Genomic DNA, 22,291 nt, shown 5'->3' with positions numbered 1-22,291 from the left:
ATATGCGCCATGTCGATCCCGGCGCCGCAGGCCGGCGAAGCCTCGGATGGCTTCAGGGGAAAGGTTGCGCTGCGTCAGGGAAGGGCCGCGCCGCACTCTCTTCGGCCTGCAAGGCGCGCTGGTCCGCTGTCCATAACGTTTTGATGTAGGTCAGCACGGCATGGATCTCGTCCGGCTCCAACACGCCCTCGAAGGGCGGCATGGTGAGATCCGGCGTGCCGTTGAACGGATCGCGCCAGCCCTTAAGGACCATTTGGTAGAGCACCCCGTCGGGATGGCGCCAGGTATGCCCTTGGGCATTATGCGGTGGCGGCAGGAGGTTGCCGTTCTCATCCGGCTTCTGCCAGTTTTCGGTGCCCTCGCCCGCTTCTCCGTGGCAGGAGGCGCAATAATCGCCATAGATCTGCTTGCCGGCCGCGACGGTCTCCGGATCGAACGGTGTCGCCCCGTCCGCCAGCGCATTCGAAACGGCCGCGAGGCTGGCGAGAATGACGCCCAGGCCTTTAATCATCGGCCCGCGTCCAGCTCTCTGCGTGATCGCGGCTGACGAAGAGGCCGCCATCCTCGGTTCCGGCGAAGACCACGCCTTCCGCGCCGACAGCAAGCGCCGTCACCGCGCTCTCTGGCGCAGCCGCATCGCTCCAGCTCCGCCCGCCATCGCTGCTCTTGGAAAGCGTTGCGCCGGCCGCGGCATAGACATCTTCAGGATGCGCAGGATCGGCCGCGACAGCTTCCACGCTGCCGGGAAAATCCCCAACCTCACGCCACAGGCAAAAGCAGTCCTGCGAAATGCGCAGGCCTTCGGAGGTCGCGACATAGATCCAGCCGGTCTCCATGCTGCCTTCCATGCCGGTGTGAACGATCTCATTGACGCTGCCGACGACGGCATCGAGCTTGGCCGTGAGCGCGCCTTCGCGCGGTTCCGGACCGCGGCTCACCTTCGCCCACTCCACCCCGGCATTGCGGGTGCGGTAGATGCCCTTTTCGGGGATATAGGCGTAAAGCGTGTCGGCCTCGCTCGCATGTGTGGCAAAGGCCGTGACATGGGTGCCAGGCAGATCGCCGGTCGCCTCGCTCCAGCTCTCGCCGTCATCCTTGGAGGCGAAGAGGCCGATCTCGGGCCCGGCTGCGTAGAGCGCATGGTCGTCTCCCGCAGCCACGGAGATCTTATCCATCCTGCCGGCGGCTTCGGCCGGCACATCGAGCTTGCTCCAGCTCCTGCCAGCATCGCGGCTGACGAAGAGATTGCCGTTCGCGATCTTGAGAAGCTCGTCCGGGGTCGCCACTGCGAGGGAGGTGACGGGGCCCGCAACCGTTTCGGCCTGGGCAAGGGCGAAAGCTGGGAGGGTCGCGAAAAAGAGGGCGAAAAGCGGCCGCTTCAGCACGGAGAGCATGGAGGCCTTGGGAAGATGCGTATCTGTCGGGAGCATGGTGGCGTCGGAGAAATGCAAGGGGAAACCGTGGGAGGAGTGGAGAACGGACCGCTCCACCGAGCGGGCGGCCATGCCGGTCGCCCATATTGAGGGCTAAGCGGTCGAAGCACCGCTCGACCCCTAGGGGGTGGGCACTCTCCACCGAAAGCGACGGGGGGTAGACGCCTTCGGCTACGAGAGAGTGCCCACGACCCAGCCGGAGTCGAGCTTTTCGACCTGCAGCGTCTCGCCCGGGCTCAGGCAACGATGCGCCGACATCTGGTGGTTGTTGATCACGGTGATCGTGCTGCCGTCCGGCAGAGCGATCTCGTTGTGGCAGTGATTGAGGCCGAGGGCATCCGGCTCGCAATTGGCATCGCTCAACACCTTGCCGGCTACTGCGGTGGCGGGCGCGCGGCCATCGACGATCTCCAGCAGGTAGCGACCACCCTCGCCGTTCTCCGCCCAGCTGGAGATGGTCTGCCCCTCTGGGATCGCCGGGCTTGCGGAGCCGGCCGCGTTCAAGGAGGGATAGGCGTAGATCGCGATGCCGGCCACGAACATGAGGCTCGCGAGGCCTGTCGGCAGCCAGCTGTGGCGAGGTTTCGCCTTGGCGTTCCGGGTCTTCTTCATATCGCCTCTCCCTGGACGCGGCCGGCCGCCGCGGCGCCGGATCATGTGTCGTTTCGATGGGGAGAAGAGACACCGGTCGTGAAACAGACCTTTGTCAGCGGCTCAGAAAAGTGTGTCAATCTGTGACAAAGGCGGCCGATCGCCCATGGCCGACATCACCGTGGCAGGCGCAACGTCGCGCGCAGGCCCTCTTTGCGATTGGCGAGCGCGATCTCACCGCCATGGGCATAGGCGACGCTCGCCACGATGCTGAGGCCGAGCCCGACACCGCCGGTCTCTCGCCCACGCGAGCCCTCCAGCCGATAGAAGGGTCGGAACACCTGGTCGATACGATCCTCGGGGATGCCCGGGCCTTCGTCGTCGACGTGGATCAGAACGGCATCGGGCCGTGCCTCGATCGAGACCGCCGCCCGGTTGCCGTAGCGCACGGCATTTTCAACGAGATTGGTGACGGCACGGCGCAGCGCCTGTGGCCGGCAGGGAACCACCAGCGAAGGCGGATCGGCACATTCGACCGGCTGGCCGGCCTCTGCAAGATCATCACACAGGCTCTGCACCAATGCGCCGAGATCGACCCGCTGCATGGCTTCGCCCTCCGCATCCTCGCGCGCGAAGGCGAGCGTCGAGCGGATCATCTCCTGCATCTCGTCGAGGGTCGCGAGCGTCTTGACCCGCTCCTCTTCGTCGTCGATCAGCTCGGCGCGAAGCCGCAGAAGCGTGATCGGCGTACGCAGATCGTGCGAGATCGCAGCCAGCATCTGCGTGCGGTCTTCTACGAAACGGCGCAGCCGCGCCTGCATGAGGTTGAAGGCGCTGACGGCACGACGCACCTCGTCGGGACCGCGCTCGTCAAGCGGCGGAGCCGCCACGTCACGGCCGAGACGATTGGCAGCCTCGGCGAATTTGCGCAGCGGCCATGTCATCCGCCTGACGGCCACGAAGGAGAGCGCCAGAACGGCGGCGGCCATGACGAGTGTCGAGGCAAGCGTGCCGGCCGAGGCGCTCATGCCGTGTTCGGGCAAGGCACCTGCAACCGAAACGAAGCTTCCGTCGGCGAGACCGACGGAGACGCGGACATTGGCGACCGCCGTCGGATTGAGGCTGGCAAGGCCGAGACCGCTCTCCTCCGCCGGGTCGAAGACCTGGACCGTCATCCGGCACGCGCTCTCGGGCCCGAGTTCATCGACCATGAGCTCGCGGATCATCCGGCCGCGCCAGTCCTCCTCGTATTCGCGCACCAGCGGATTTTCCGGCGCGATGGACACATCGAGGTCGGTCGCCTGCGCGGCATCGACGAGCTGCGGCCGCTGCCCTGCCGGGACGGCGGCAATCATTTCGACCACCACGGCCGCACGGTGGGCGAATTCGCGCCCGCCGGAGGCCGCCAGCAGCGTATCGCGGTCATGCGAGTAAAACAGCATGCTGACGGCGTGCGTCAGCGTCAGCCCGACCACCAGAAGCAGCATGGTCTGCCCGGCCATGCTGTGTGGCCAGAACCGCATGCGGCCGCTAGCTCTCAAAGCTGACATCGGCCGTAAACATGTAACCGTCGCCCCACACCGTCTTGATCAGAGCGGGATTGGCCGGGTCGTCCTCCAGTTTGCGTCTGAGCCGGCTCACCTGCGTATCGATGCTCCGGTCGAAGGGCACGGCCGAACGCCCGCGGGCGAGATCGAGAAGCTGGTCGCGCGAAAGCACCCGCTTCGGCCTCTCCACGAAGGCGACGAGAAGCGTGTATTCGCCCTTGCTGAGCGGCAGGACGACGCCGTCGGCGCGGTGCAGATCGTGCCGCGACAGATCGAGGGACCATCCTGCAAAGCGCGCCATGGAGCGCTCTTCGTCGAGAACCTGAACCGTCTCCCTCGCCTGCGTCCGGCGCAGCACTGCCTTGATGCGCGCCAGAAGCTCGCGCGAGGAAAACGGTTTGGCGACATAATCGTCGGCGCCCATCTCGAGCCCGACCACACGGTCGGTCTCCTCGCCCATCGCCGTCAGCATGATGACCGGTGTCCCGTTTCCCTCCCCGCGCATCCGCCGGCACAGGCTGAGCCCGTCCTCGCCCGGCAGCATCAGATCGAGCACGACGAGATCGATCCGGTGATTGCGCAAGGCCTCCCACATTTGCGTGCCATTGGCCGCCTGCGTCACCCGCAGCCCGTGCTTCACCAGGAACTTGCCGACGAGATCGCGAATGTCGCGATGGTCGTCGACGATCAGAATGTGGGGCGAGGAGTCCATGGCAAAACTATACAGGCGCGGCCCGCCGCAAAGGTCCAAAAAAGTGTGACGGAGTTTGTCAGAAGCGGCTCCTGTCACGAACCGTCACCGAATCCTATCCCGCCGTCAAACTTGCGAGACGTGTCGCAGCGAGGCTGCCTCTTCAAACACCAGAGGACTTTTCGCGATGCTGAATGGGATCGTCACTTATGTCAGGAACAAGCCGCGGACGACCGCGCTGATGGGCCTCGTCGGCGCCGCGACGACGGCGGTTCTCGTCTGAGATGCGCGCCGCGGCGGCACGCTCTACGCCTATACGCCACTTCTTCTGTGCTTCGCCATGCACGGTCTGATGCATGGGGGCCACGGCGGCAAAGGCCACAATCATGCGCCGGAAGACGAACAGGGCCTGCAGAGAATCCCGGTCGAGCCGAACGATCGGCGCCCCCTCAACCATGACCACCGCTGAGACCCCGCCCACCGTCGAGAGAGCTCTGCGCCCGGCCTCCACGCGCTGGATTTTCGGGATCCCGCTTCTTCTCTTCGTCGGCCTCGGCGTCGCTTTCGCCATCGGCCTGACGAGAAATCCGCGCACGCTGCCATCGGCCTTGATCGGCCAGCCGGTCTCGAACTTTGCCCTGCAGGCGATTCCGGGAGGTCCGCCGGGGCTTTCGAACCGCGACCTCGTGGGCCAGGTGTCGATCCTCAATGTCTTCGCGTCCTGGTGCAGGGCCTGCGAGGACGAACGCGCCCACTGGGTGCGGCTTGCGGCACAGGGAACCGTGCCGTTGCACGGCCTCGACTACAAAGACGATCCGAAGAAGGCCCGCACCTGGCTGGCGAACCGGGGGAACCCCTATCGCCGTGTCGGCTCCGACCGAACGGGCCGCACCGCCATCGATTTCGGCGTCTACGGCGTGCCGGAAACCTTTGTCATCGATGCCCGCGGCCGCATCGCCTACAAACATATTGGGCCGGTGAATGCCCGCGCGCTCGACGACATCATCCTGCCTCTGGTGCGGCGCTTGCAGCAAGAAAGCTCGTCCGGCGAGACAATCGCCGCTCGCGATCCTTCGTAGACGCCCGTCCGCATGACCCACGGCCAGCGACCAACTCGAGCGGAGATCTCTTCACGAAGATATCTGGGGGAGGAGGTGGTGCGGGCGGTCGGAATCGAACCGACACTCTGTCACCAGAACTGGATTTTGAGTCCAGCGCGTCTACCAGTTCCGCCACGCCCGCAAGGGTCCCGGCCGGCCCACAAGGGGCGTCCGGAAATCCGCGCAGATGCTTAGGCGTTGCCGGCCGTCAGCGCAAGATGCTCGTCCACATGATCGCGCCCGGAACGGCAAAGAAAATGATACTGGGAAGACAAAACTGGGCGTGTCCCTGTTTCAGCAGCATTAATGCGCCGACGCGCGAAATTCGCCATCGCCAAGTTAGGGCTTGAGCGCACCGTAACGGAAGGTGATAAGGCTGGGCCCTCGTCACTCCCCGACCGGCAAGGCCCATGCTGCGCGCCCTCTATGATTGGACGATGAACCTCGCCGCGAGCCGCCATGCGACGGCGGCGCTTGCCGGCGTCTCCTTCGTCGAGAGTTCGGTCTTTCCAATCCCGCCGGACGCGCTCCTCATCCCGATGATCCTCGCCGACCGGTCCAAGGCCTGGTATTACGCGACCGTCGCCACCATCGCCTCCGTCATCGGCGGCCTCTTCGGCTATCTCATCGGCGCCTTTCTCTACCAGGCCGTCGCCGCCCCCATTCTCGCCTTTTACGGCTATGGCGACGCCTTCGAGGCATTTGCCGCGAAATACAACGAATGGGGTGCCTGGGCCGTCCTGATCGCCGGCGTCACGCCCTTTCCCTACAAAGTGATCACCATCGCCTCGGGCGCCACACATTTGTCGCTCGTCGTCTTCATGGTGGCGAGCGTCATCGCCCGCGGCATCCGCTTCTTCGCGGTCGCCGGCCTGCTTTATGCCTTCGGGCCGCCGATCAGGACCTTCATCGAAAAGCGGCTTGGGCTCGTCTTCACCGTCTTCCTGCTGCTCTTGGCGGGAGGCTTCATCATCATCAAATATATCCTGCCAGGCTCACATTGATGGCTGCAACCGATCGCACCCTGCGCCTTCTGGCCCTCCTCCTCTTTCTGGCGGCGGGCGCCACCATTCTGACCGCACTCGGCTTCGAACATATCGGTGGCTATCAGCCCTGCGCCCTCTGCCTGCGCGAGCGCCTGCCCTATTACGTCGCTCTGCCGATCACGCTGGTGACGGTGCTGGCGGTCTGGCGGAGCGCGCCACGTGGCCTCCTCGCGGCCCTCTTCGGCGTTCTCGCGATCATCTGGGCCGTCAGCTTCGGGCTCGGCGTGCATCATGCCGGCGTCGAATATCACTGGTGGAAGGGGCCGGACACCTGCGTGCAGACGGGCGGTCCGGGCGATGCCGCGTCGATGTTCAATTCGCTGCAGAGCGGCGTGTCGGGGCCGAGCTGCGACGAGGCGCTGTGGCACCTCTTCGGCCTCTCCTTCGCGGGCTGGAATGCGGTCGCCTCGCTGTTCCTTGTCGCGCTGACGATCTACGCGCTTTACAGGACGCTGGCTAAGCGGCGCTGAGACGGCATGGAGCCAACGCCGAAGCGGCTTACGGCTCCAGCTCCGTATCCCAGTAGAGATAATCCATCCAGCTCTCGTGCAGATAGTTCGGCGGGAAGAGCCGGCCGTTGCGATGCAGATCGTAGGTCGTCGGCTCGAACGGCATATGCCGCGGCCAGATCTTGATCTCCTCGCAGCTCTTGTTGCTCTTCTTCAGATTGCACGGCGCACAGGCGGTGATGACGTTGGTCCAGGTGGTCTGGCCGCCCTTCGAGCGCGGGATCACGTGGTCGAAGGTGAGATCGTCGGGCGAACCGCAATAGGCGCATTCGAAGCGGTCGCGGAGAAAGACGTTGAAGCGTGTGAAGGCGGGATTTCGGGAAGGCTTGATGTAGGTCTTCAAGGATACGACGGAAGGAAGCTTCATGGAGAAGCTCGGACTTCGGATCTGAAAGTCGTATTCGGAGACGATATTCACCCGGTCGAGAAACACCGCCTTGATGGCGTCCTGCCACGACCAGAGCGACAAAGGATAGTAGCTGAGCGGCCGGTAATCGGCGTTCAGGACGAGTGCGGGATGCGCGTTAGGCGAGACGTGTATCGTCATGGCGCTGCGCTAATGCCATCGAAGTCAACGGCCTCCTCTTAGTCGCGCGCATAGTCTATACGCTCTGTGACACGCTTGTGAAGCTCATCTGTCACGTCGGCGAATAAGGATCGCGCAAGCGCCGCGAGGCGGCAGCGCTTGCGTCTCGGCCCTCCTCAGGCCGCGCCGAGCACACGCTGCAGAAACTGCTGCGCCAGGCTGAGCCCGTCCGGCCCGATGCCGTGGCCGATCCCCTGGCTGATGTGCCATTCGACCGGAATCTTAGCGTCCGTCAGCCCCTCATTCGCCATGAAGAGCGCCTGCACCGGGATGAGCTGATCGCTATCGCCGTGCACGAGAAGCACCGGCGGCTTTTGCGCCTCGGGCGCCGCGATCGCCGTCTTGTCGGCGAGAAGACCGGAGAAACCCACGATACCGGCTAGCTTTTTCGGCCGCAGCGGCCCGACATAGAGCGCCATCATCGTGCCCTGGGAAAAGCCGACGAGCGCCGTCTTCGTCTCGTCGACGCCCACCCGCTGCATCTCCTGATCGAGGAAACGGTCGAGCGAGGGCGCCGCCTCTGCCACACCGAGCTTGTAGACTTCCGGGTTCTGGCGGGTGAGGTCGAACCATTGCCGGCCCATCGGTGCGGCCGCGCACGGCTCCGGCGCATGCGGCGCGACGAAGGCGGTATCCGGCAGCGCCCGCGCCCATTCGCGACCGATCGCGATGAGGTCGTTGCCGTCCGCGCCGAAGCCATGAAGGAAGACGACGAGACTTTTTGCCGCGCCTCCCGAGGCTGGGGCGATTCGCGGTCCGTCGAGGAGGGTTAAAGGCATCAGGAATCTCCGAGAGGTATCACGTCTTTTTTGGCAGTGACGGCGTAATAGCGCCAGAACAGGCGGGCGGCGACGCCGCGCCACGGCGACCAGGCTTCCGCGATCCCCCGCAATTCTTTCTCTGAGGGTCGCTCCGCGGCCGCAAAGGCGTGGCGCACGGCATTTTGCAACGCAATGTCGCCGGCTGGAAAGATGTCCCGATGGCCACTCCTGGGTCCCTGGCCGGTCTCGGCTTCTGGTCGCACTACCTCGGTCCCGGCGTCAGGCCGGGCCTTAGGCCCACCGGCTCAGTACCGCCGATTAGCCGAGGTTGGATGGAGGTGAGCCATCCCCGACTAAGCGGCCCGATATTAACATGGACACGACTATAGTGGCGACGTAGCCCGCATTGCTCAGCAGCATCACAGGCGATAATCTAGAGGCCAGAAATAAAAAATGAGGCACCCTTTTAAAGGGTGCCTCAATCTGGGAAGCCGGGGATCCGTTGCCGAAACAACTGCCGATCTAATCCCGACTTTTCGATGTTGAAAATAGGGAATGGTAGGCCGCGCGTCAATGCCAATTAAGCCGCAGCATGTCGCTCAGTTGACGGTCCTTCTATCCCCCGACCGTCTTGCGTCGTTAACAGAACTGACCGGCTCAGCAGAGACCGCCATTGAACTGCATCAAGCTACCTTGCAACTAGGCTCGCGCATGATGCATGTAACCGCAACGATAGAAATTGCTCTGCGCAACACAGTCGCCGACAATCTGAGCCGCTATTTCGGAGTGCCAAATTGGTTGCAGCAACCGCCCATCGCCTTCCGATGGAAGGAGCCGGAACGTAAAAAGATCGAAGGAGCGGTGGATAGCGCCAAACGCGCCGAATACGCAAAACTAAGCCAGGCTCAGAAAGCTCAACTGGATGCAATCGCCTACCCGCGGGGTCGCCCTCCCAACACCCCGCACCTACGCCGAGCAAAGGAGCGACGTCGGCAGATCACTGTCACAGAAGGCAAGGTGATCGCAGAACTTACACTTTATTTCTGGAAACGCCTTTATGGGCCCGAATACGACCATTTGCTTTGGCGGACTACTCTAAAGCGAACCTTCCCTGATAAGAGTCTAACCCGCGCGGCAATCGCAATTCAGCTGGAACAGCTTTATCAAACACGAAATCGCTTGGCCCACCACGAACCCGTTCTGCATCAGCGTTTTTCCGACACAATGACGGCAATTGATTTCATAGTCCAAAGACTGGGGACTACCAGTCCGAGTCCCGAAACGCCCCTCGCCACACTTCTCGCCGATGATATCTACGAGGTACGAGCTCAGGAGGAAGCACTTAGCGCACGCCTCCGCGCGTTTCGTATGTAAAGAGCGAACGCAATAACTCACCACATGTCCTTTAGTTTGATCCGAGAGGTATCACGTCTCTTTTGGCAGTGACGGCGTAGTAGCGCCAGAACAGGCGGGCGGCGACGCCGCGCCACGGCGACCAGGCTTCCGCGATCCCCCGCAGTTCTTTCTCCGAGGGTCTCTCCGCCGCCGCTAAGGCGTGGCGCACGGCATTTTGCAACGCAATGTCGCCGGCTGGAAAGATGTCCCGATGGCCGCAGCAGAAGAGAAGATAGACCTCGGCCGTCCAGCGCCCGACACCATGAAGCGCGGTCATTTCGGCGATCGCCTCCTCCGCCGGCAGGTCTTCCAGCCCCTCGAAGCGGAAATCGGCGACGCAGCTCTCGGCAAGCCGACGCAGCGTGCGGATCTTCGGCCGCGACAGACCGCAAGCCTTGAGCTCCTCCTCATCGGCGGCGAGAACGCTCTGCGGCCCGACCTCCTGAAGCTTGTCGGCAAGACGTCGCCAGATGCTGTCGGCCGCCGCCTTGGAAACTTGCTGCGCCACGATGATGGAGGCGAGCCCCTCATAGCCGCCGTGATGACGGCGCAGCGGCACGTCGCCGGCAAGCGCCACCACCGGCACCAGCCGTTCATCGGCGCGGGTGAGATGCGTGAGACCTTCGGCGATATCCTCGAGGCTGTCGATGCGGCTCAATTCTTCATCACCACGCAGGCCCCTCCCTTGGCGCGCAGCCGGTCGCAGATCCGGCTCGCCTCCGCTTTGCTGTCGGCTCCGAGCCGGACGGCATAGATCGAGGCGCGACCGCGTGCCGGCGTCTTCGCCCGCACCACCATAGGCGGCTCATCGCCGAAGAGCGACGCGTAGCGGCCCTTCAGCCTTTGAAACTGCGACAGAGCCGCAGCCTGCGAAAAGCTGCCGGCGACCTGCGCGCCCCACGGCTTCCAGTCGCCGGAGGCAATGGCCATGCGCGGGCTCGTGCGCGCTGCGGGCAGCTTCCGGCACGCCTCCAGGAAGGAGAGGTCGGGGTCGAGACTGAGATCGCCGAGCTTGGCTTCTCTTTCACGCCAGCGTTCCGCCGGCTCGCCGGTGATGGAGAGAACGAAATTCTGCGTTTCGAAGGGAAGACCGCTGTCGCCGGCAAGCCAGCTTCTCACGCGGTTGGGTCCGGCATTGTAGGCGGCCGCCGCCAATCCCCAATTGCCGAAGAGGCTCCAGTTTTCGCGCAGATACGAGGCCGAATGATAAAGCGCCGGGGCGATGTCGAAGGAATCGGCAAGGCCGCGCGCCTTGGCCGTCGCCGGCATGAACTGGGCGATGCCCTCCGCGCCTTTCGGGCTGACGGCACCGGCATCAAAGCGGCTCTCCTTGAAGATGAGCCGAGCGAAATAGGCGGCATCGAGCCCGAAACGCTTCGCCTGCAATTCGATCGACGCGCAGATCGCCTCGGGTTCGGCGGCAACCTTTTCGAAAGCGGGCGGCACCTTCGCCGGCGGCCCGATGCCGACGACGGCACCTTCCTCCCACGCGATCGCCCGTGGTGCCGAAAGCCCCACGATCGCGACAGCCAGAAGTGTTTTGCCGAAACGCCGCATCGCCCCGAAATCTTCAACCGGATCCGGGCGGAAATTTGGGCCGTCGTCGGCCGCGCGCAAGGGCGCCGGAGGCCTCTCTCAGGAAAGCGCGATACCGGAGCCCGACTTTTCCGCCTGATAGGCGCTCGACAGCCGCTGATACGCGTCTTTGATGCGCGCGACCCGCTCCGCAAAAGCGACCTGCGCATCGTCGGACGAGACGTCGATCAGTTCGACGAGCGCCGTCGCGGTCCAGAAGGCGTTGGTGCCGCGATAGGCCCCGTCCTTGATCCCGAAGACTTCCTTGAGGATGGCGAGATCGTGCGGGATCGCAAAGGCGTCGCGCGTCACCTCATAGGGATAGAGATAGGTGAAATTGTCGAAGCCCGCCCAGGTGATCGCCGAAAGACACAGCGAACAGGGCTCGTGCGTGGCGAGGAACAGACAATCGGCGGTCGCCGGACGTCTCGCATCCGGCAAGCGGTAGAAGGCGTTGAGGGCCGCGACCTCGCCGTGAAAGAGCGGGTTCGTCCGCTCCTGGTTGGAGGCGGCGACGACCAGAGAATAATCGGACTTCTTCAGGATCGCCGCGCCGAACACTTTGTTGCCGGCGGCGACCCCCGCCTCCGTCAACGGCAGGATATCGGTCTCGATGACCTCAAGAAAACGGTCCGCGAGGCGTTCCGCCTCAGGCCGCATCGTCCTGCCGGGTGGCCCCGCCATAACGGCGTGCCACATAGTCTTCGACGAGCGCGGTGAAATCTTCCGCAAGCTTCGGCCCGCGCAAGGTCGTCGCCTTCTCGCCGTCGATGAAGACCGGCGCGGCCGGCTGTTCGCCCGTGCCCGGCAGCGAGATGCCGATGTCGGCGTGCTTGGATTCACCCGGCCCGTTGACGACGCAGCCCATCACGGCGACCGACATCGCCTCGACGCCCGGATAGGTCTCTTTCCAGACAGGCATGCGTGCAGCGATATGGTTTTGGATGTCGCGCGCCAGCTCCTGGAAGAGTGACGAGGTCGTGCGCCCGCATCCGGGGCAGGCCGAAACGATCGGCAGGAACTGACGGAAGCCCATGCTCTGCAGGAGCTCCTGGCACGCTTTCACCTCGAGCGAGCGGTCGCCGCCCGGCTCCGGCGTCAGCGAATAACGGATCGTGTCGCCGATGCCTTCCTGCAGCAGGATGCCCATGGCAGCCGACGAGGCGATCAGCCCCTTGGAGCTCATGCCCGCTTCCGTCAGGCCGAGATGCAGCGCGTAATCGCAGCGCTGCGCCAGCATGCGGTAGACGGTGATGAGCTGCTGAACGTCGGAGACTTTCGCCGACAGAATGATCTTGTCGCGCGGCATGCCGATCTCTTCGGCACGCGCGGCAGAAAGAAGCGCGGAACGCACCATCGCCTCGCGCATCACCGCGGTGGCGGAGATCGGATGCGCCTGGCGGCCGTTCTCGTCCATGAGGAGCGTCAGAAGCTCCTGGTCGAGCGACCCCCAATTGACGCCGATCCGCACCGGCTTGTCGTAGCGCAGCGCCGTCTCGATGATGGCGTCGAACTGGCTCACGCGCTTCTTGCGGAAGCCGACATTGCCCGGATTGATGCGGTATTTGTCGAGCGCCTCGGCGCAGCCCGGATATTCGGCCAGAAGCTTGTGGCCGATATAATGGAAGTCGCCGATCAAAGGCACGTTGACGCCGGCCGCGCGCACCTTGTCGCGAATCTGCGGGACGGCCGCAGCCGCCTCCTCGCGATCGACCGTGACCCGCACCAGCTCGGAGCCGGCCCGGGCCAGCGCCATCACCTGTGCGACGGTCGCATCGATATCGGCCGTATCGGTGTTGGTCATGGATTGGACGGCGATCGGATGATCGCTTCCGACCATCACGCCACCGACGTTGACGGCAACCGACTGGCGCCGCTGAGCGGGGCCTGCGGGCAGCGCGAAATCGCTGAGGCTCGGACGTTCTTGCATGGGCGAACTCGTGGCGAAATCGGTCCTGGAAGTCAACGTCGTTTGCGTCGCGCCGTCCTTGTGTCGCAAGCCATAAGAGAATGGCAGCTTTGCAGGAATTGCGCGCTCAGGCCGCAGTCTGCAACACGGAGACGATATCGTCGACCACGGAGTTGACGACATCGCGATCGTCGCCCTCGCCCATCACCCGTATCACGGGCTCCGTGCCCGAGGGCCGGATGACGAGACGCCCGGAATTTCCAAGCTTCGTCTGCGCCGCGATGATGAGCTTCTGCACCTGCTCCTGCTCGAGCGGCAGATTGCCCTTGTAGCGGATGTTCTTCTTCACCTGCGGCACCGGATCGAAGCGGTGGCAGACCTCGCTGACCGGCTTCGCCTCCTTGCACACGACGGCAAGCACCTGCAGCGCAGCCACGAGCCCGTCGCCCGTCGTCGTATAATCCGACAGGATGATGTGCCCGGATTGCTCGCCGCCGACATTGAAGCCGTGCTGGCGCATATATTCGGAGACATAGCGGTCGCCGACGGGCGTGCGCGCCAGCGACAGGCCGAGCCCGCCGAGAAAGCGCTCAAGGCCGAGATTGGACATGATGGTGGCGACGATGCCGTTGCCGGCGAGCCGTTCCTCGGCCTGCCAGTAAGACGCCACGACGGCCATCAGCTGATCGCCGTCGACCTCGTTGCCCTTTTCGTCGACGATGACGACCCGGTCGGCGTCGCCGTCGAGCGCGATGCCGAGATCGGCGCGCACCTCATGCACTTTGCGGGCGAGCGCCGCCGGCGAGGTGGAGCCGACATCGCGGTTGATGTTGAAGCCGTCCGGCTCGATGCCGATCGGGATCACTTCCGCACCGAGCTCCCACAGAACGTTCGGAGCGGATTTGTAGGCGGCACCATTGGCGCAGTCGATGACGACCCGCAGCCCGTCGAAGTCGAGATGGCGCGGCAGGGTGCGCTTGGCGAATTCGATGTAGCGGTCGACGACCCCGTCGACGCGCTTGGCACGGCCGAGTTCGCGCGGACCCGCGAGCCGGCGCGACAGATCCGATTCCACGAGTTCCTCGATCGCCGCCTCGACCTCGTCGGACAGCTTGAAGCCTTCCGGGCCGAAAATCTTGATGCCGTTGTCGTCGAAAGGATTGTGGGAGGCGGAAATCATGACGCCGTAATCGGCACGCATGGAGCGCGTCAGCATGGCAACGGCAGGCGTCGGGATCGGCCCGAGCAGAAACACGTCGACGCCGACGGACGTGAAACCCGCGACCAGCGCATTCTCCAGCATGTAGCCGGACAGCCGCGTATCCTTGCCGATGACGACGCGCTGGCGATGGCCGTTGCGGTAATAGAGGCCGATCGCCTGCGCCACCTTCATGGCGATCTCCGGCGTCATCGGGAAGGCGTTCGCCGTGCCGCGGATGCCGTCGGTTCCGAAATAGCTTCGTGTCATTCTTGCCTGCGCCCTCTCCTGCGCTGCGCGGTCGCTCGCGCTCCGGCTCGTTCGGTCTGCACCGTCGAAAAACGAAACGGTGCCGCATTTTCCTCAAGGAACAATAAAGGCCCGGAGCGATCTCCGGGCCTCACTTTGTGTATACGAATATATCAGCGACGCCGCTGCAAGGTTGCAACAGGCTCGCATGCCTATCACGTGGGTTGCGGCTCCAGGCCACCATCGTTGCCCGGACGCGGCCGCGATCCCGTTGTGGGTACGGCCGAACCCTTGGCCGGCGGAAGATCGTCGCTCGGATCCTCGCGCACCGGACGCTTGCCGTTGAGGAGCGCGCGGATTTCTTCGCCCGAAAGGGTCTCGAACTCCAACAGCCCCTGCGCCAGCGTCTCCAGCTGATCGTGATGCGTGGTCAGGATCTCCCGCGCCTTGTCGTAACCTTCGTCGACGAGACGGCGGACCTCGCGGTCGATCTTCTGCGCCGTCTGCTCGGAGATGTTCTGCTGCCGTGCCACGGAATGGCCGAGGAACACCTCTTCCTGGTTGTCGCCATAGGCCACGCGTCCGAGCTCTTCGGAGAAGCCCCAGCGCGTCACCATCGCCCGCGCCAGCTTGGTCGCCTGCTCGATGTCGGAGGCCGCACCGGAAGTGACCCGGTCATGACCGAAGGTGATCTCCTCCGCCACGCGGCCGCCCATCATGATGGCGAGCCTCGAGGTCATCTGCTGGTAGGTCATGGAGAGCTGGTCGCGCTCCGGCAACTGCATGACCATACCGAGCGCACGTCCGCGCGGGATGATCGTTGCCTTGTGCACGGGATCGGTCGACGGCACGTTGAGCGCCACGATGGCGTGGCCGCCCTCGTGATAGGCCGTCAGCCGCTTCTCGTCCTCGGTCATGACGAGCGTGCGCCGTTCGGCACCCATCATCACCTTGTCCTTGGCGTCTTCGAATTCGAGCATCGTCACGAGCCGCTTGCCGCGTCGTGCCGCAAGCAGCGCCGCCTCGTTCACGAGGTTCATGAGATCGGCACCGGAGAAGCCCGGAGTCCCGCGCGCCACCGTCTTGAGATTGACGTCGGGCGCGAGCGGCACCTTGCGCGCATGCACCTTCAGGATCTTCTCGCGGCCGACGACGTCCGGGTTCGGCACCACGACCTGACGGTCGAAGCGGCCCGGGCGCAGAAGCGCCGGGTCGAGAACGTCCGGACGGTTGGTGGCGGCGATCAGGATGATGCCTTCGTTCGCCTCGAAGCCGTCCATCTCGACGAGCAGCTGGTTGAGCGTCTGCTCGCGCTCGTCGTTGCCGCCGCCGAGGCCTGCGCCACGATGCCGGCCGACGGCGTCGATTTCGTCGATGAAGATGATGCACGGTGCATTCTTCTTCGCCTGTTCGAACATGTCGCGCACACGGCTTGCGCCGACGCCCACGAACATCTCGACGAAGTCGGAACCGGAAATGGTGAAGAAGGGCACGCCCGCCTCACCCGCCACGGCACGGGCGATCAGCGTCTTACCGGTGCCCGGAGGGCCGACGAGTAGCACGCCGCGGGGAATACGGCCGCCGAGCCGCTGGAATTTCTGCGGATCGCGCAGAAATTCCACGATCTCTTCAAGGTCTTCCTTGGCTTCGTCGACACCGGCCACGTCCTCGAAGGTCACGCGGCCATGCGCTTCGGTCAGAAGCTTTGCCTTGGACTTGCCGAAGCCCATGGCTCGGCCGCCGGCACCCTGCATCTGCCGCATGAAGAAGATCCACACCGCGATGAGGAGCAGCATCGGAAACCAGGAAATCAACACCGAGAAGAACGACATCTCGCTCTCGTCCGGCTCGGCCTTGATGGTGACGCCCTTGTCTTCAAGCAGCGTCACATATTCTGAGTTGTCCGGCGCGTAAGTCGTAAAGCGCTTGCCGTCGCTGTAGGTGCCAGTAATCTGCTGGCCGCTGATCGTGACGTTCTTGATGTTGCCGTCGATCGCTTCGCTGCGGAACTGCGAATAAGTGATTTCCTGCGTCGTACCCTGGCGGGACGGGCTCTGAAACAAGTTAAAGAGCGCCACCAAGAGGAGCAGGATCACGATCCACAGCGCGAAATTCCGGAAATTCTGGTTCATTCTGGCTTTCCCCGATGGCGCTTTCGGCGCCGGATCCGTGAGGGCGTCCTGTCAAACATCCCCTAGATAGGTTGCGAGGGGGTTGATGTGAAGGCACAGAAATGGAGTGCGGCCCGCAAACGCCAGCTTCCGGCAAGCCGATGAGGCCGTCACGCGCTCAACTAATTGATATTGTGCATCTCGGCCGGTCTTGGCGGCAAGCGGTTTTCCACCATCAACCGATCGTAGAGACCCCCGATATGGGGATCGCAAAGCCGGTCGTCGACAATTTGTCGAATGCCGAGATCCGTGCGGCATCCGGCATCCCCCTTGGCCGCGAGGAGGGGCGGAACGGCGATGCAGGTGTCCTCGGCAAACAGCGCCGGCATTGTGCGCTCGAACGCATTTCCGCGTCCGCACCACCCGAAGCCACGAACACGGGCGTCTTCGCCAGCGAGCGCATGCGGCGCGACGATATAACGCCCGTCGAAGACCACATCGCGCCCGGCTGCGAGATTGCAATCTCCCGGCCCCTGCCGGCCCCATTCGCGGCTGACGACGAGACGATTCTCGCTGAGATCGAGCCGGGCTCCATGCAGTGTCGCAACGAGGGAGCCTCCGCCCCCCACCATCGCACTCAGCCTTTCATCGAGAGAAACGAGCGCCTCGCGCGAAGGCGTCGCCACGCGTCCGGATGCAGCCATCAAAAGCCGTCGCAGAAGCGCGAGCCAGGCTTCGAATTCCATCTCCCGGCGCACCGAAGCCGGTCGCAAAATCGTGATCGCTCCGGCCTCGCTCACCGTGGCGCTTTCGGCAGCCTGAAGCGCCGCGCGTTCAAACATTTGATGGATGTGCCCTTCGCGCGCGGCGAAGATGGCGAGCCGTTCGGCCGTCAGCCCGATGGCAGAAAGCTCCGGCGCGGCAAGGCGCACACGCGCCCGCTCCTGCGCGGGATCAGAATTCGTCGGATCATCGCAAAACGGAAGCTTGCGAGCCTCTGCGCTCAGGCGCAGCCGGGCTTTCGAGAACTGTAGGAACGGCCGCGCGATCGTCGGCCATCCCTCCCGTCTTAACGCGGCTTCGATCCCCTTGAGCGCACGCGGCTCGGCGGTGCGTGCCATGCGCATCAGCACCGTCTCGGCCTGATCGTCCGCATGGTGGGCGGTCAGGATGGCGCGGCAGCCTACCCGCGTCGCAACTTCGATGGCCGCCGCATAGCGCGCCAGCCGGGCGGCCGCGGCGATCCCGCTTTGCGGCCGCTCCGCCTCTTCCCAGCGGCGCACATGGTGGCGGAGGTGAAGCCGCGTGCAGACATCTCCCACCATCCGCACCTCGGCGGCACTCTCCGCCCGCAGGCCGTGATCGAAGGTAAAAGCCTGCGGCGCCGGCGCGTCGCGATGTGCGGCAATCTCTGCCGCAAGCGCCAGCAGCGCCAGCGAATCCGGCCCGCCGGAGACCGCGATCAGCGCTCCCCGGTCGAGCCATTCGCGAAGGAGCGGTTCCGCCTCGGCCGCATCGATCGCGCCCTCAGCGGCCGGGGCGCCCTCAGCAGCCGGCGCGTTTCGCTTCTGCGGCCACGCGGTTGGTGAGTGCACCGGACGCGTCCGGATATTTGCGGCCGACTTCGTCGAAGGTGGCACAGGCAGCGTCCTTTTCGCCCAGCGCGGCAAGAGCGATGCCGAGCTTCATCAGAGCATCCGGGGCCTTACGGCTCTTCGGAGCGGTTTTGTAAAGCTCCAGAAACGTATTCGCCGCCGCCCTGTCCTTGTTCTGCTGCAGCTGGCTCTCGCCCAGCCAGAAGCGCGCATCGTTCGCCTGCGCCTCGTTGGGGAAGCGTTCCAGCCAGGCCGCGAAACTCCGCTCCGCCTCGGAATAATCGCCGGTCAGGATATAGCCATAGGCGAAATCGTAATCCTGCCTGGGGTCGCCGGAGAGAGAGGCGAGCGCCGGCCCTTGAGGCTGTTCGGCACCGCTGCCCATGTCATCGACGGGACCGACGGCCGGGGCAGGCCCGCCCGGACCACCGCCCGCAAGCGTCGAGAGATCGATCGGCGCACCGGCATCGAAACCGCCCTCGCCGTCCTGCGCGATGCGCGGATCATCCGGCGAGATGCCCACCGTGCCGAGATCCTGCGGCGGCGCGCCTGCCACGCTGCTGGAATTGTTGGAAGGATTGACGCTGCCGCCCGTCGCGCCGCCATAGGTCGCGCCACCATAGGTGTTGGAGCCGGCCCCGAATTGCTGGCCACCGTTCGGCTGGGCGTTCGGCTGGGCGCCCGTCTGTCCGCCGTTCCAGCCAAAGCTCTGGTCCATCGGGGCATCTTCCCCGCCTTGCGGCGGGCCGGCGATACCGGCCTGACGGCGGGTGACCTGCAGTTCGTGCTGAAGTTGCTCCACCTCACCAGTCAGCTGGCGCACCCGCTCTTCCAGCTGCTGGATGTAGAGCCGCATCTGGCCGATCTCCTGCGGGCTCTGCGCCTGGGCGAGGCCCGGGAAAAGGAGAAGGCCGACAAAAACAAAAAGAATACGTCCGCTCATGACAAGGTCGCTAGCATGACTGAGTGAGGCTCCACCACCTCCAGATCAATTCGGCCAAACTTCGACACGTGTGACAGGAACGCAAAAAAGGCGGCCGAAGCCGCCTTTTCTTTACCTCTGTGGCAGGACTGCGACGGCGATCAGCTGCCGGCGCCGCCCACGACCGTAACCGCGCGGCGGTTCTGGTTCCAGCACGAGGCCGCATCGCAGACCGCGACCGGGCGCTCCTTGCCGTAGGAAATCGTGCGCATGCGGCCGGGATTGATGCCGCGCGAAGCGAGATAATCGCGGGTTGCAGCCGCGCGCCGGGCGCCGAGGGCAAGGTTGTACTCGCGCGTGCCGCGCTCGTCGGCATGGCCTTCGACGGTGATGGTGTAATTCGGATACTGGTTCAGCCACGCTGCCTGACGGTCGAGCGTCGCCCGTGCTTCCGGCGTCAGCGACGAGGAATCGACGATGAAGAAGACGCGGTCGCCGACATTGACCTGGAAGTCCTGCGGGCTGCCGGGCGTAGCCGCACCTGCGCCTCCTCCGGAACCGGCCAGATCCAACGCCTTTTGCTGGTTGGCGCAACCGCCAGCCGTCAGAAGAAGGGCTGCGCCGAAGGCAGCAGCTAGCATACGGATATTCAGGCGAAAGCTCATCGCCGCAAGCTCCTGGTGGAATCGAAGGGCTTTGATAACCCTGACAGGGTTAAGGCCTCATGAACGATTAGGGTTAAGAAGGCGTGAACGCAGACAGATGGGCGACGCAAAACAAAATGTCCGAAGAGAGCGGTGGCCACCGAATGCGGCGGAAGCTTGGCGCTCGCGCACCTTTTTGGCCACAAAGCGCGGCCTCGGCGCCTCAATTGCCGATGAGCGAGGCCTTATCCCGCGACGACGATGATCTCCGGGCTTTTTGGGCCGAACTCGCTGCGGTCAAAGGAGCCGTAGAGATTGACCTCCGAAAACCCGGCCTCGGCCAGCTTCTCCTTGAGAAGATCGCACGATGTGAACCGCACTTGATCTTCCAGGATGACTTCTTCCTCGCCGGGAAAGCGCAGATGCGTGCGATAGGCGATGATGTCGTCTTCCGCTGAGACCAGGGACAGATAGGTCTCCACGCTCGCGCTCCCGATCGGACGAATGAGGCGACGGCTGCGCCCGGGCGTCCATTGCCGCCAGCCCTCGACGACCGGATTGCGGCTTTCGAAAGCGAACCGGCCGCCCGGCGAAAGCTGCTCCCGCACCGCTTGGAAGGCGGCGTCGATGACCTCGTCGCTCAACAGGCACTGGAAGCTGTGCCCGGTCATCAGGACGAGATCGAAGGGCGCCGCCGCATGACGGGTGGTGGCATCGCCCTCCACCCAATCGACACGCTCCGCCCCGGCCCCGCGGCGTGCAACCGCCAGCATCGCCGGCGCCGGATCGGTCGCCGTCACCTTGTGCCCGCGTCGGGCGAGAGCCCGCGCCAGGGCACCCGTGCCGCAGCCGATGTCGAGGATCGCAAGCGGCTCGCGTCCGCCACCCTGTTCTTCACTCTGCGCTTCAGGCTCTCCCTCGGGCTGCCTTTTGAGCTGTCCGGCAAGCTGAATGTAGAAGCGCGTATCCTCGCCCGGCGGATTGAGCAGGTCGTAAAGACCCGCCAGGCGTTCATCGCAATATGAGCTCATGGAATTTGCCTGCCCTCCGGCACCGGGCTGCCAGCATCAATCGAGGAGCGGGCTCCACGCCGGATCGGAAGCATAATTCGGCGTCGGCACGACCCGCTCGTTATAGCCGGTGATGTCGACGGAAAGGAGCTGCGGGCCAGCGCCGCCGGACTGGTCGCGGAAGAACATCAACACGCGGCCGTTGGGCGCCCAGGTCGGACCCTCGTTGTGGAAGCCTTCCGTGATGACGCGCTCGCCCGACCCGTCCGGCGTCATCACGCCGATGCCGAAGCGGCCACCTTCCTGCTTGGTGAAGGCGATGAGATCGCCGCGCGGCGACCAGACGGGGGTCGCATAGCGTCCCTGTCCGAAGGAAATCCGCTGCGCCGGGCCGCCATTCGCGCCCATCACGTAGAGCTGCTGCGTGCCGCCCCGGTCGGATTCGAAGACGATGCGCTGACCGTCCGGCGAAAACGACGGCGCCGTATCGATCGACGGCGAATCGGTGAGCCGCGTCATCTGCCGGTTCCTGAGATCGAGCAGATAGATGTTGGAATTGCCGCCCTGGGCGAGCGACAGGACCACCTTCTGCCCGTCCGGAGAAAAGCGCGGCGAAAAGGTCATGTTGGAGAAATTGCCGATCTTCTCCCGCTGCCCGTTCTCCGTGTTGAGGAGAAACACCTGCCACTGGTCGCCGGAGAGCGCCGCATAGGTGATTTCCTGGCGCGTGGGCGAGAAGCGCGGCGTCAGCACGAGATCGCTGCCGTCGGTCAGATAGCGCACATTGGCGCCGTCCTGGTCCATCAGGGCGAGCCGCTTGACGCGCTGTTCCTTCGATCCGGATTCGTCGACAAAGACGATGCGGGTGTCGAAATAGCCCTTCTCGCCGGTCAGGCGCTCATAGATCGCATCGGCGATGATATGCGCCACCCGCCGCCAATTGTCGGGGCTCGCCACGAATTGCTGACCCGTCAGCTGCCGGCCAGCAAAAATATCCCAGAGGCGGAATTCCGCCTGCACCCGCCCGTCCGGGGTCGCCGCAACCCGCCCGGAGACGAGCGCCTGGGCGTTGAGCGGACGCCAATTGGCGAAATCGGGCGTCACGTCCGGCGGGATCGTCGGCTGGATGAAGGCAGCCGGATCGACCGGCGCGAAAAGGCCCGAATTCTTCAGATCGGCCGTGATGACGTCGGAGATCTGCTGGCTGAGCTGGTCGGGCTGGCCACCTGTCCCGACGAAGGCCGGGATGGCGATCGGCATCGGCTGGATCGTGCCGCGCGTGATGTCGACGCGCAGCTGCGCCGACGCGCTGCCGATCAGAGCGCCAACCAGCGCGAACTGGGCAAGCGCTGCGGCGATGGCGAAGGGGAAAGCCCGACTTCTCAAGCGGTCGGTAAAGGACATGGGCGTGAAGCTCCG

At 64.4% G+C, this 22,291-nt stretch carries 23 protein-coding genes, 1 tRNA gene and 1 pseudogene; 5 read left to right on the top strand and 20 right to left on the bottom strand.

Features of this window, described 5'->3' with window-relative positions; all coding sequences use genetic code 11:
- Nucleotides 1–52: 52 nt before the first annotated feature.
- The 5 genes from ACK8CP_RS19180 to ACK8CP_RS19160 all read right to left on the bottom strand — a co-directional run bounded on the left by ACK8CP_RS19180 (nucleotide 53) and on the right by ACK8CP_RS19160 (nucleotide 4,283).
- Nucleotides 53–511, bottom strand: coding sequence for a c-type cytochrome (locus tag ACK8CP_RS19180; RefSeq protein WP_414832866.1), 459 nt, complete (start codon nucleotides 509–511; stop codon nucleotides 53–55).
- Complete coding sequence (locus ACK8CP_RS19175; protein ID WP_414832865.1) at nucleotides 504–1,505, bottom strand: WD40/YVTN/BNR-like repeat-containing protein; 1,002 nt, start codon at nucleotides 1,503–1,505, stop codon at nucleotides 504–506. The genes ACK8CP_RS19180 and ACK8CP_RS19175 overlap by 8 nt, the downstream gene beginning before the upstream one ends.
- A 99-nt stretch (nucleotides 1,506–1,604) precedes the next feature.
- The gene (locus tag ACK8CP_RS19170; protein WP_414832864.1) at nucleotides 1,605–2,045 is read right to left on the bottom strand and encodes a hypothetical protein; all 441 of its coding nucleotides are present in this window, start codon (nucleotides 2,043–2,045) and stop codon (nucleotides 1,605–1,607) included.
- 155 nt (nucleotides 2,046–2,200) lie between these two features.
- Nucleotides 2,201–3,547 (bottom strand): ATP-binding protein, encoded by a 1,347-nt coding sequence (locus ACK8CP_RS19165; RefSeq protein WP_414832863.1) that lies wholly within the window; start codon nucleotides 3,545–3,547, stop codon nucleotides 2,201–2,203.
- 7 nt (nucleotides 3,548–3,554) lie between these two features.
- Entirely contained in the window at nucleotides 3,555–4,283 is a 729-nt protein-coding gene (locus ACK8CP_RS19160; protein WP_414832862.1) for a response regulator, read from the bottom strand.
- Nucleotides 4,284–4,602: 319 nt separating this feature from the next.
- Here ACK8CP_RS19160 and ACK8CP_RS19155 point away from each other — a divergent pair, with 319 nt between their 5' ends.
- Together ACK8CP_RS19155 and ACK8CP_RS19150 are read left to right on the top strand one after the other, a co-directional pair.
- A complete protein-coding gene (locus ACK8CP_RS19155) occupies nucleotides 4,603–4,731 on the top strand; it encodes a hypothetical protein (RefSeq protein ID WP_414832861.1) in 129 nt (42 codons plus the stop codon).
- Nucleotides 4,718–5,341: a DsbE family thiol:disulfide interchange protein gene (locus ACK8CP_RS19150; RefSeq protein WP_414832860.1), complete on the top strand. Its 624-nt coding sequence runs from the start codon at nucleotides 4,718–4,720 to the stop codon at nucleotides 5,339–5,341. Before ACK8CP_RS19155 ends, ACK8CP_RS19150 begins: the two co-directional genes overlap by 14 nt.
- Before the next feature lie 76 nt (nucleotides 5,342–5,417).
- Here the strand turns inward: ACK8CP_RS19150 and ACK8CP_RS19145 are convergent.
- Nucleotides 5,418–5,504 (bottom strand) — tRNA-Leu (locus ACK8CP_RS19145).
- Between the two features lie 268 nt (nucleotides 5,505–5,772).
- Here ACK8CP_RS19145 and ACK8CP_RS19140 point away from each other — a divergent pair.
- Both ACK8CP_RS19140 and ACK8CP_RS19135 read left to right on the top strand, forming a co-directional pair.
- A complete protein-coding gene (locus tag ACK8CP_RS19140; RefSeq protein ID WP_414832859.1) occupies nucleotides 5,773–6,366 on the top strand; it encodes a YqaA family protein in 594 nt (197 codons plus the stop codon).
- Nucleotides 6,366–6,878 (top strand): disulfide bond formation protein B, encoded by a 513-nt coding sequence (locus tag ACK8CP_RS19135; RefSeq protein ID WP_234629019.1) that lies wholly within the window; start codon nucleotides 6,366–6,368, stop codon nucleotides 6,876–6,878. The genes ACK8CP_RS19140 and ACK8CP_RS19135 overlap by 1 nt, the downstream gene beginning before the upstream one ends.
- A gap of 28 nt (nucleotides 6,879–6,906) precedes the next feature.
- Here the strand turns inward: ACK8CP_RS19135 and ACK8CP_RS19130 are convergent, their stop codons facing one another.
- The 3 genes and pseudogenes from ACK8CP_RS19130 to ACK8CP_RS19120 all read right to left on the bottom strand — a co-directional run.
- A complete protein-coding gene (locus ACK8CP_RS19130; RefSeq protein WP_234629020.1) occupies nucleotides 6,907–7,464 on the bottom strand; it encodes an HNH endonuclease in 558 nt (185 codons plus the stop codon).
- Nucleotides 7,465–7,619: 155 nt separating this feature from the next.
- Nucleotides 7,620–8,282: an alpha/beta hydrolase gene (locus ACK8CP_RS19125; protein ID WP_414832858.1), complete on the bottom strand. Its 663-nt coding sequence runs from the start codon at nucleotides 8,280–8,282 to the stop codon at nucleotides 7,620–7,622.
- A pseudogene (locus ACK8CP_RS19120) lies at nucleotides 8,282–8,488 on the bottom strand (DNA-3-methyladenine glycosylase 2 family protein); the annotation flags it as partial. The pseudogene ACK8CP_RS19120 and the gene ACK8CP_RS19125, both read right to left, overlap by 1 nt.
- 349 nt (nucleotides 8,489–8,837) lie before the next feature.
- Here ACK8CP_RS19120 and ACK8CP_RS19115 point away from each other — a divergent pair.
- Nucleotides 8,838–9,638 carry a hypothetical protein gene (locus tag ACK8CP_RS19115; protein ID WP_414832857.1) on the top strand — a complete coding sequence of 267 codons (801 nt, stop codon included), beginning with the start codon at nucleotides 8,838–8,840 and terminating at the stop codon, nucleotides 9,636–9,638.
- Between the two features lie 31 nt (nucleotides 9,639–9,669).
- Here ACK8CP_RS19115 and ACK8CP_RS19110 read toward each other — a convergent pair whose 3' ends face one another.
- The 11 genes from ACK8CP_RS19110 to tolB form a co-directional block, all read right to left on the bottom strand.
- Nucleotides 9,670–10,317 (bottom strand): DNA-3-methyladenine glycosylase family protein, encoded by a 648-nt coding sequence (locus tag ACK8CP_RS19110; RefSeq protein ID WP_414832856.1) that lies wholly within the window; start codon nucleotides 10,315–10,317, stop codon nucleotides 9,670–9,672.
- Nucleotides 10,314–11,216 carry a lytic transglycosylase domain-containing protein gene (locus ACK8CP_RS19105; protein WP_414832855.1) on the bottom strand — a complete coding sequence of 301 codons (903 nt, stop codon included), beginning with the start codon at nucleotides 11,214–11,216 and terminating at the stop codon, nucleotides 10,314–10,316. Before ACK8CP_RS19105 ends, ACK8CP_RS19110 begins: the two co-directional genes overlap by 4 nt.
- Nucleotides 11,217–11,294: 78 nt before the next feature.
- A complete protein-coding gene (locus tag ACK8CP_RS19100; protein WP_414832854.1) occupies nucleotides 11,295–11,894 on the bottom strand; it encodes a nucleoside deaminase in 600 nt (199 codons plus the stop codon).
- Nucleotides 11,884–13,164, bottom strand: a complete 1,281-nt coding sequence (ispG, locus tag ACK8CP_RS19095) for a flavodoxin-dependent (E)-4-hydroxy-3-methylbut-2-enyl-diphosphate synthase (protein ID WP_128291020.1) — start codon at nucleotides 13,162–13,164, stop codon at nucleotides 11,884–11,886. The genes ACK8CP_RS19100 and ispG overlap by 11 nt, the downstream gene beginning before the upstream one ends.
- 106 nt (nucleotides 13,165–13,270) lie before the next feature.
- Nucleotides 13,271–14,611 (bottom strand): phosphoglucosamine mutase, encoded by a 1,341-nt coding sequence (gene glmM, locus ACK8CP_RS19090; protein ID WP_092815568.1) that lies wholly within the window; start codon nucleotides 14,609–14,611, stop codon nucleotides 13,271–13,273.
- Between the two features lie 194 nt (nucleotides 14,612–14,805).
- Nucleotides 14,806–16,722, bottom strand: a complete 1,917-nt coding sequence (ftsH, locus tag ACK8CP_RS19085) for an ATP-dependent zinc metalloprotease FtsH (RefSeq protein WP_234629025.1) — start codon at nucleotides 16,720–16,722, stop codon at nucleotides 14,806–14,808.
- A gap of 161 nt (nucleotides 16,723–16,883) precedes the next feature.
- Entirely contained in the window at nucleotides 16,884–18,296 is a 1,413-nt protein-coding gene (tilS, locus tag ACK8CP_RS19080; RefSeq protein WP_414832853.1) for a tRNA lysidine(34) synthetase TilS, read from the bottom strand.
- Nucleotides 18,247–19,239, bottom strand: a complete 993-nt coding sequence (gene ybgF / locus ACK8CP_RS19075) for a tol-pal system protein YbgF (protein WP_414832852.1) — start codon at nucleotides 19,237–19,239, stop codon at nucleotides 18,247–18,249. Before ybgF ends, tilS begins: the two co-directional genes overlap by 50 nt.
- Nucleotides 19,240–19,379: 140 nt before the next feature.
- Entirely contained in the window at nucleotides 19,380–19,883 is a 504-nt protein-coding gene (pal, locus tag ACK8CP_RS19070; RefSeq protein ID WP_370642346.1) for a peptidoglycan-associated lipoprotein Pal, read from the bottom strand.
- Between the two features lie 224 nt (nucleotides 19,884–20,107).
- The gene (locus tag ACK8CP_RS19065) at nucleotides 20,108–20,893 is read right to left on the bottom strand and encodes a class I SAM-dependent methyltransferase (protein WP_414832851.1); all 786 of its coding nucleotides are present in this window, start codon (nucleotides 20,891–20,893) and stop codon (nucleotides 20,108–20,110) included.
- Nucleotides 20,894–20,929: 36 nt separating this feature from the next.
- Nucleotides 20,930–22,276 carry a Tol-Pal system beta propeller repeat protein TolB gene (gene tolB, locus ACK8CP_RS19060; protein WP_414832850.1) on the bottom strand — a complete coding sequence of 449 codons (1,347 nt, stop codon included), beginning with the start codon at nucleotides 22,274–22,276 and terminating at the stop codon, nucleotides 20,930–20,932.
- Nucleotides 22,277–22,291 lie beyond the last annotated feature (15 nt).

The organism is Afifella sp. YEN Y35 (assembly GCF_047553465.1).
Taxonomy (GTDB): domain Bacteria; phylum Pseudomonadota; class Alphaproteobacteria; order Rhizobiales; family Afifellaceae; genus Afifella; species Afifella aestuarii.
Note: the sequence above shows the minus strand (reverse complement) of the source record. Positions and strands in the feature narration are given on the sequence as shown.

Excerpts from the sequence above, each read along its gene's own strand:
- ACK8CP_RS19180 (WP_414832866.1), bottom strand. The coding sequence starts at position 511 with ATGATTAAAGGCCTGGGCGTCATTCTCGCCAGCCTCGCGGCCGTTTCG.
- ACK8CP_RS19175 (WP_414832865.1), bottom strand. The coding sequence starts at position 1,505 with ATGGCCGCCCGCTCGGTGGAGCGGTCCGTTCTCCACTCCTCCCACGGT.
- ACK8CP_RS19170 (WP_414832864.1), bottom strand. The coding sequence starts at position 2,045 with ATGAAGAAGACCCGGAACGCCAAGGCGAAACCTCGCCACAGCTGGCTG.
- ACK8CP_RS19165 (WP_414832863.1), bottom strand. The coding sequence starts at position 3,547 with ATGCGGTTCTGGCCACACAGCATGGCCGGGCAGACCATGCTGCTTCTG.
- ACK8CP_RS19160 (WP_414832862.1), bottom strand. The coding sequence starts at position 4,283 with ATGGACTCCTCGCCCCACATTCTGATCGTCGACGACCATCGCGACATT.
- ACK8CP_RS19155 (WP_414832861.1), top strand. The coding sequence starts at position 4,603 with ATGCACGGTCTGATGCATGGGGGCCACGGCGGCAAAGGCCACAATCAT.
- ACK8CP_RS19150 (WP_414832860.1), top strand. The coding sequence starts at position 4,718 with ATGACCACCGCTGAGACCCCGCCCACCGTCGAGAGAGCTCTGCGCCCG.
- ACK8CP_RS19140 (WP_414832859.1), top strand. The coding sequence starts at position 5,773 with ATGCTGCGCGCCCTCTATGATTGGACGATGAACCTCGCCGCGAGCCGC.
- ACK8CP_RS19135 (WP_234629019.1), top strand. The coding sequence starts at position 6,366 with ATGGCTGCAACCGATCGCACCCTGCGCCTTCTGGCCCTCCTCCTCTTT.
- ACK8CP_RS19130 (WP_234629020.1), bottom strand. The coding sequence starts at position 7,464 with ATGACGATACACGTCTCGCCTAACGCGCATCCCGCACTCGTCCTGAAC.
- ACK8CP_RS19125 (WP_414832858.1), bottom strand. The coding sequence starts at position 8,282 with ATGCCTTTAACCCTCCTCGACGGACCGCGAATCGCCCCAGCCTCGGGA.
- ACK8CP_RS19115 (WP_414832857.1), top strand. The coding sequence starts at position 8,838 with ATGCCAATTAAGCCGCAGCATGTCGCTCAGTTGACGGTCCTTCTATCC.
- ACK8CP_RS19105 (WP_414832855.1), bottom strand. The coding sequence starts at position 11,216 with ATGCGGCGTTTCGGCAAAACACTTCTGGCTGTCGCGATCGTGGGGCTT.
- ACK8CP_RS19100 (WP_414832854.1), bottom strand. The coding sequence starts at position 11,894 with ATGCGGCCTGAGGCGGAACGCCTCGCGGACCGTTTTCTTGAGGTCATC.
- ispG (WP_128291020.1), bottom strand. The coding sequence starts at position 13,164 with ATGCAAGAACGTCCGAGCCTCAGCGATTTCGCGCTGCCCGCAGGCCCC.
- glmM (WP_092815568.1), bottom strand. The coding sequence starts at position 14,611 with ATGACACGAAGCTATTTCGGAACCGACGGCATCCGCGGCACGGCGAAC.
- ftsH (WP_234629025.1), bottom strand. The coding sequence starts at position 16,722 with ATGAACCAGAATTTCCGGAATTTCGCGCTGTGGATCGTGATCCTGCTC.
- ybgF (WP_414832852.1), bottom strand. The coding sequence starts at position 19,239 with ATGAGCGGACGTATTCTTTTTGTTTTTGTCGGCCTTCTCCTTTTCCCG.
- pal (WP_370642346.1), bottom strand. The coding sequence starts at position 19,883 with ATGAGCTTTCGCCTGAATATCCGTATGCTAGCTGCTGCCTTCGGCGCA.
- ACK8CP_RS19065 (WP_414832851.1), bottom strand. The coding sequence starts at position 20,893 with ATGAGCTCATATTGCGATGAACGCCTGGCGGGTCTTTACGACCTGCTC.
- tolB (WP_414832850.1), bottom strand. The coding sequence starts at position 22,276 with ATGTCCTTTACCGACCGCTTGAGAAGTCGGGCTTTCCCCTTCGCCATC.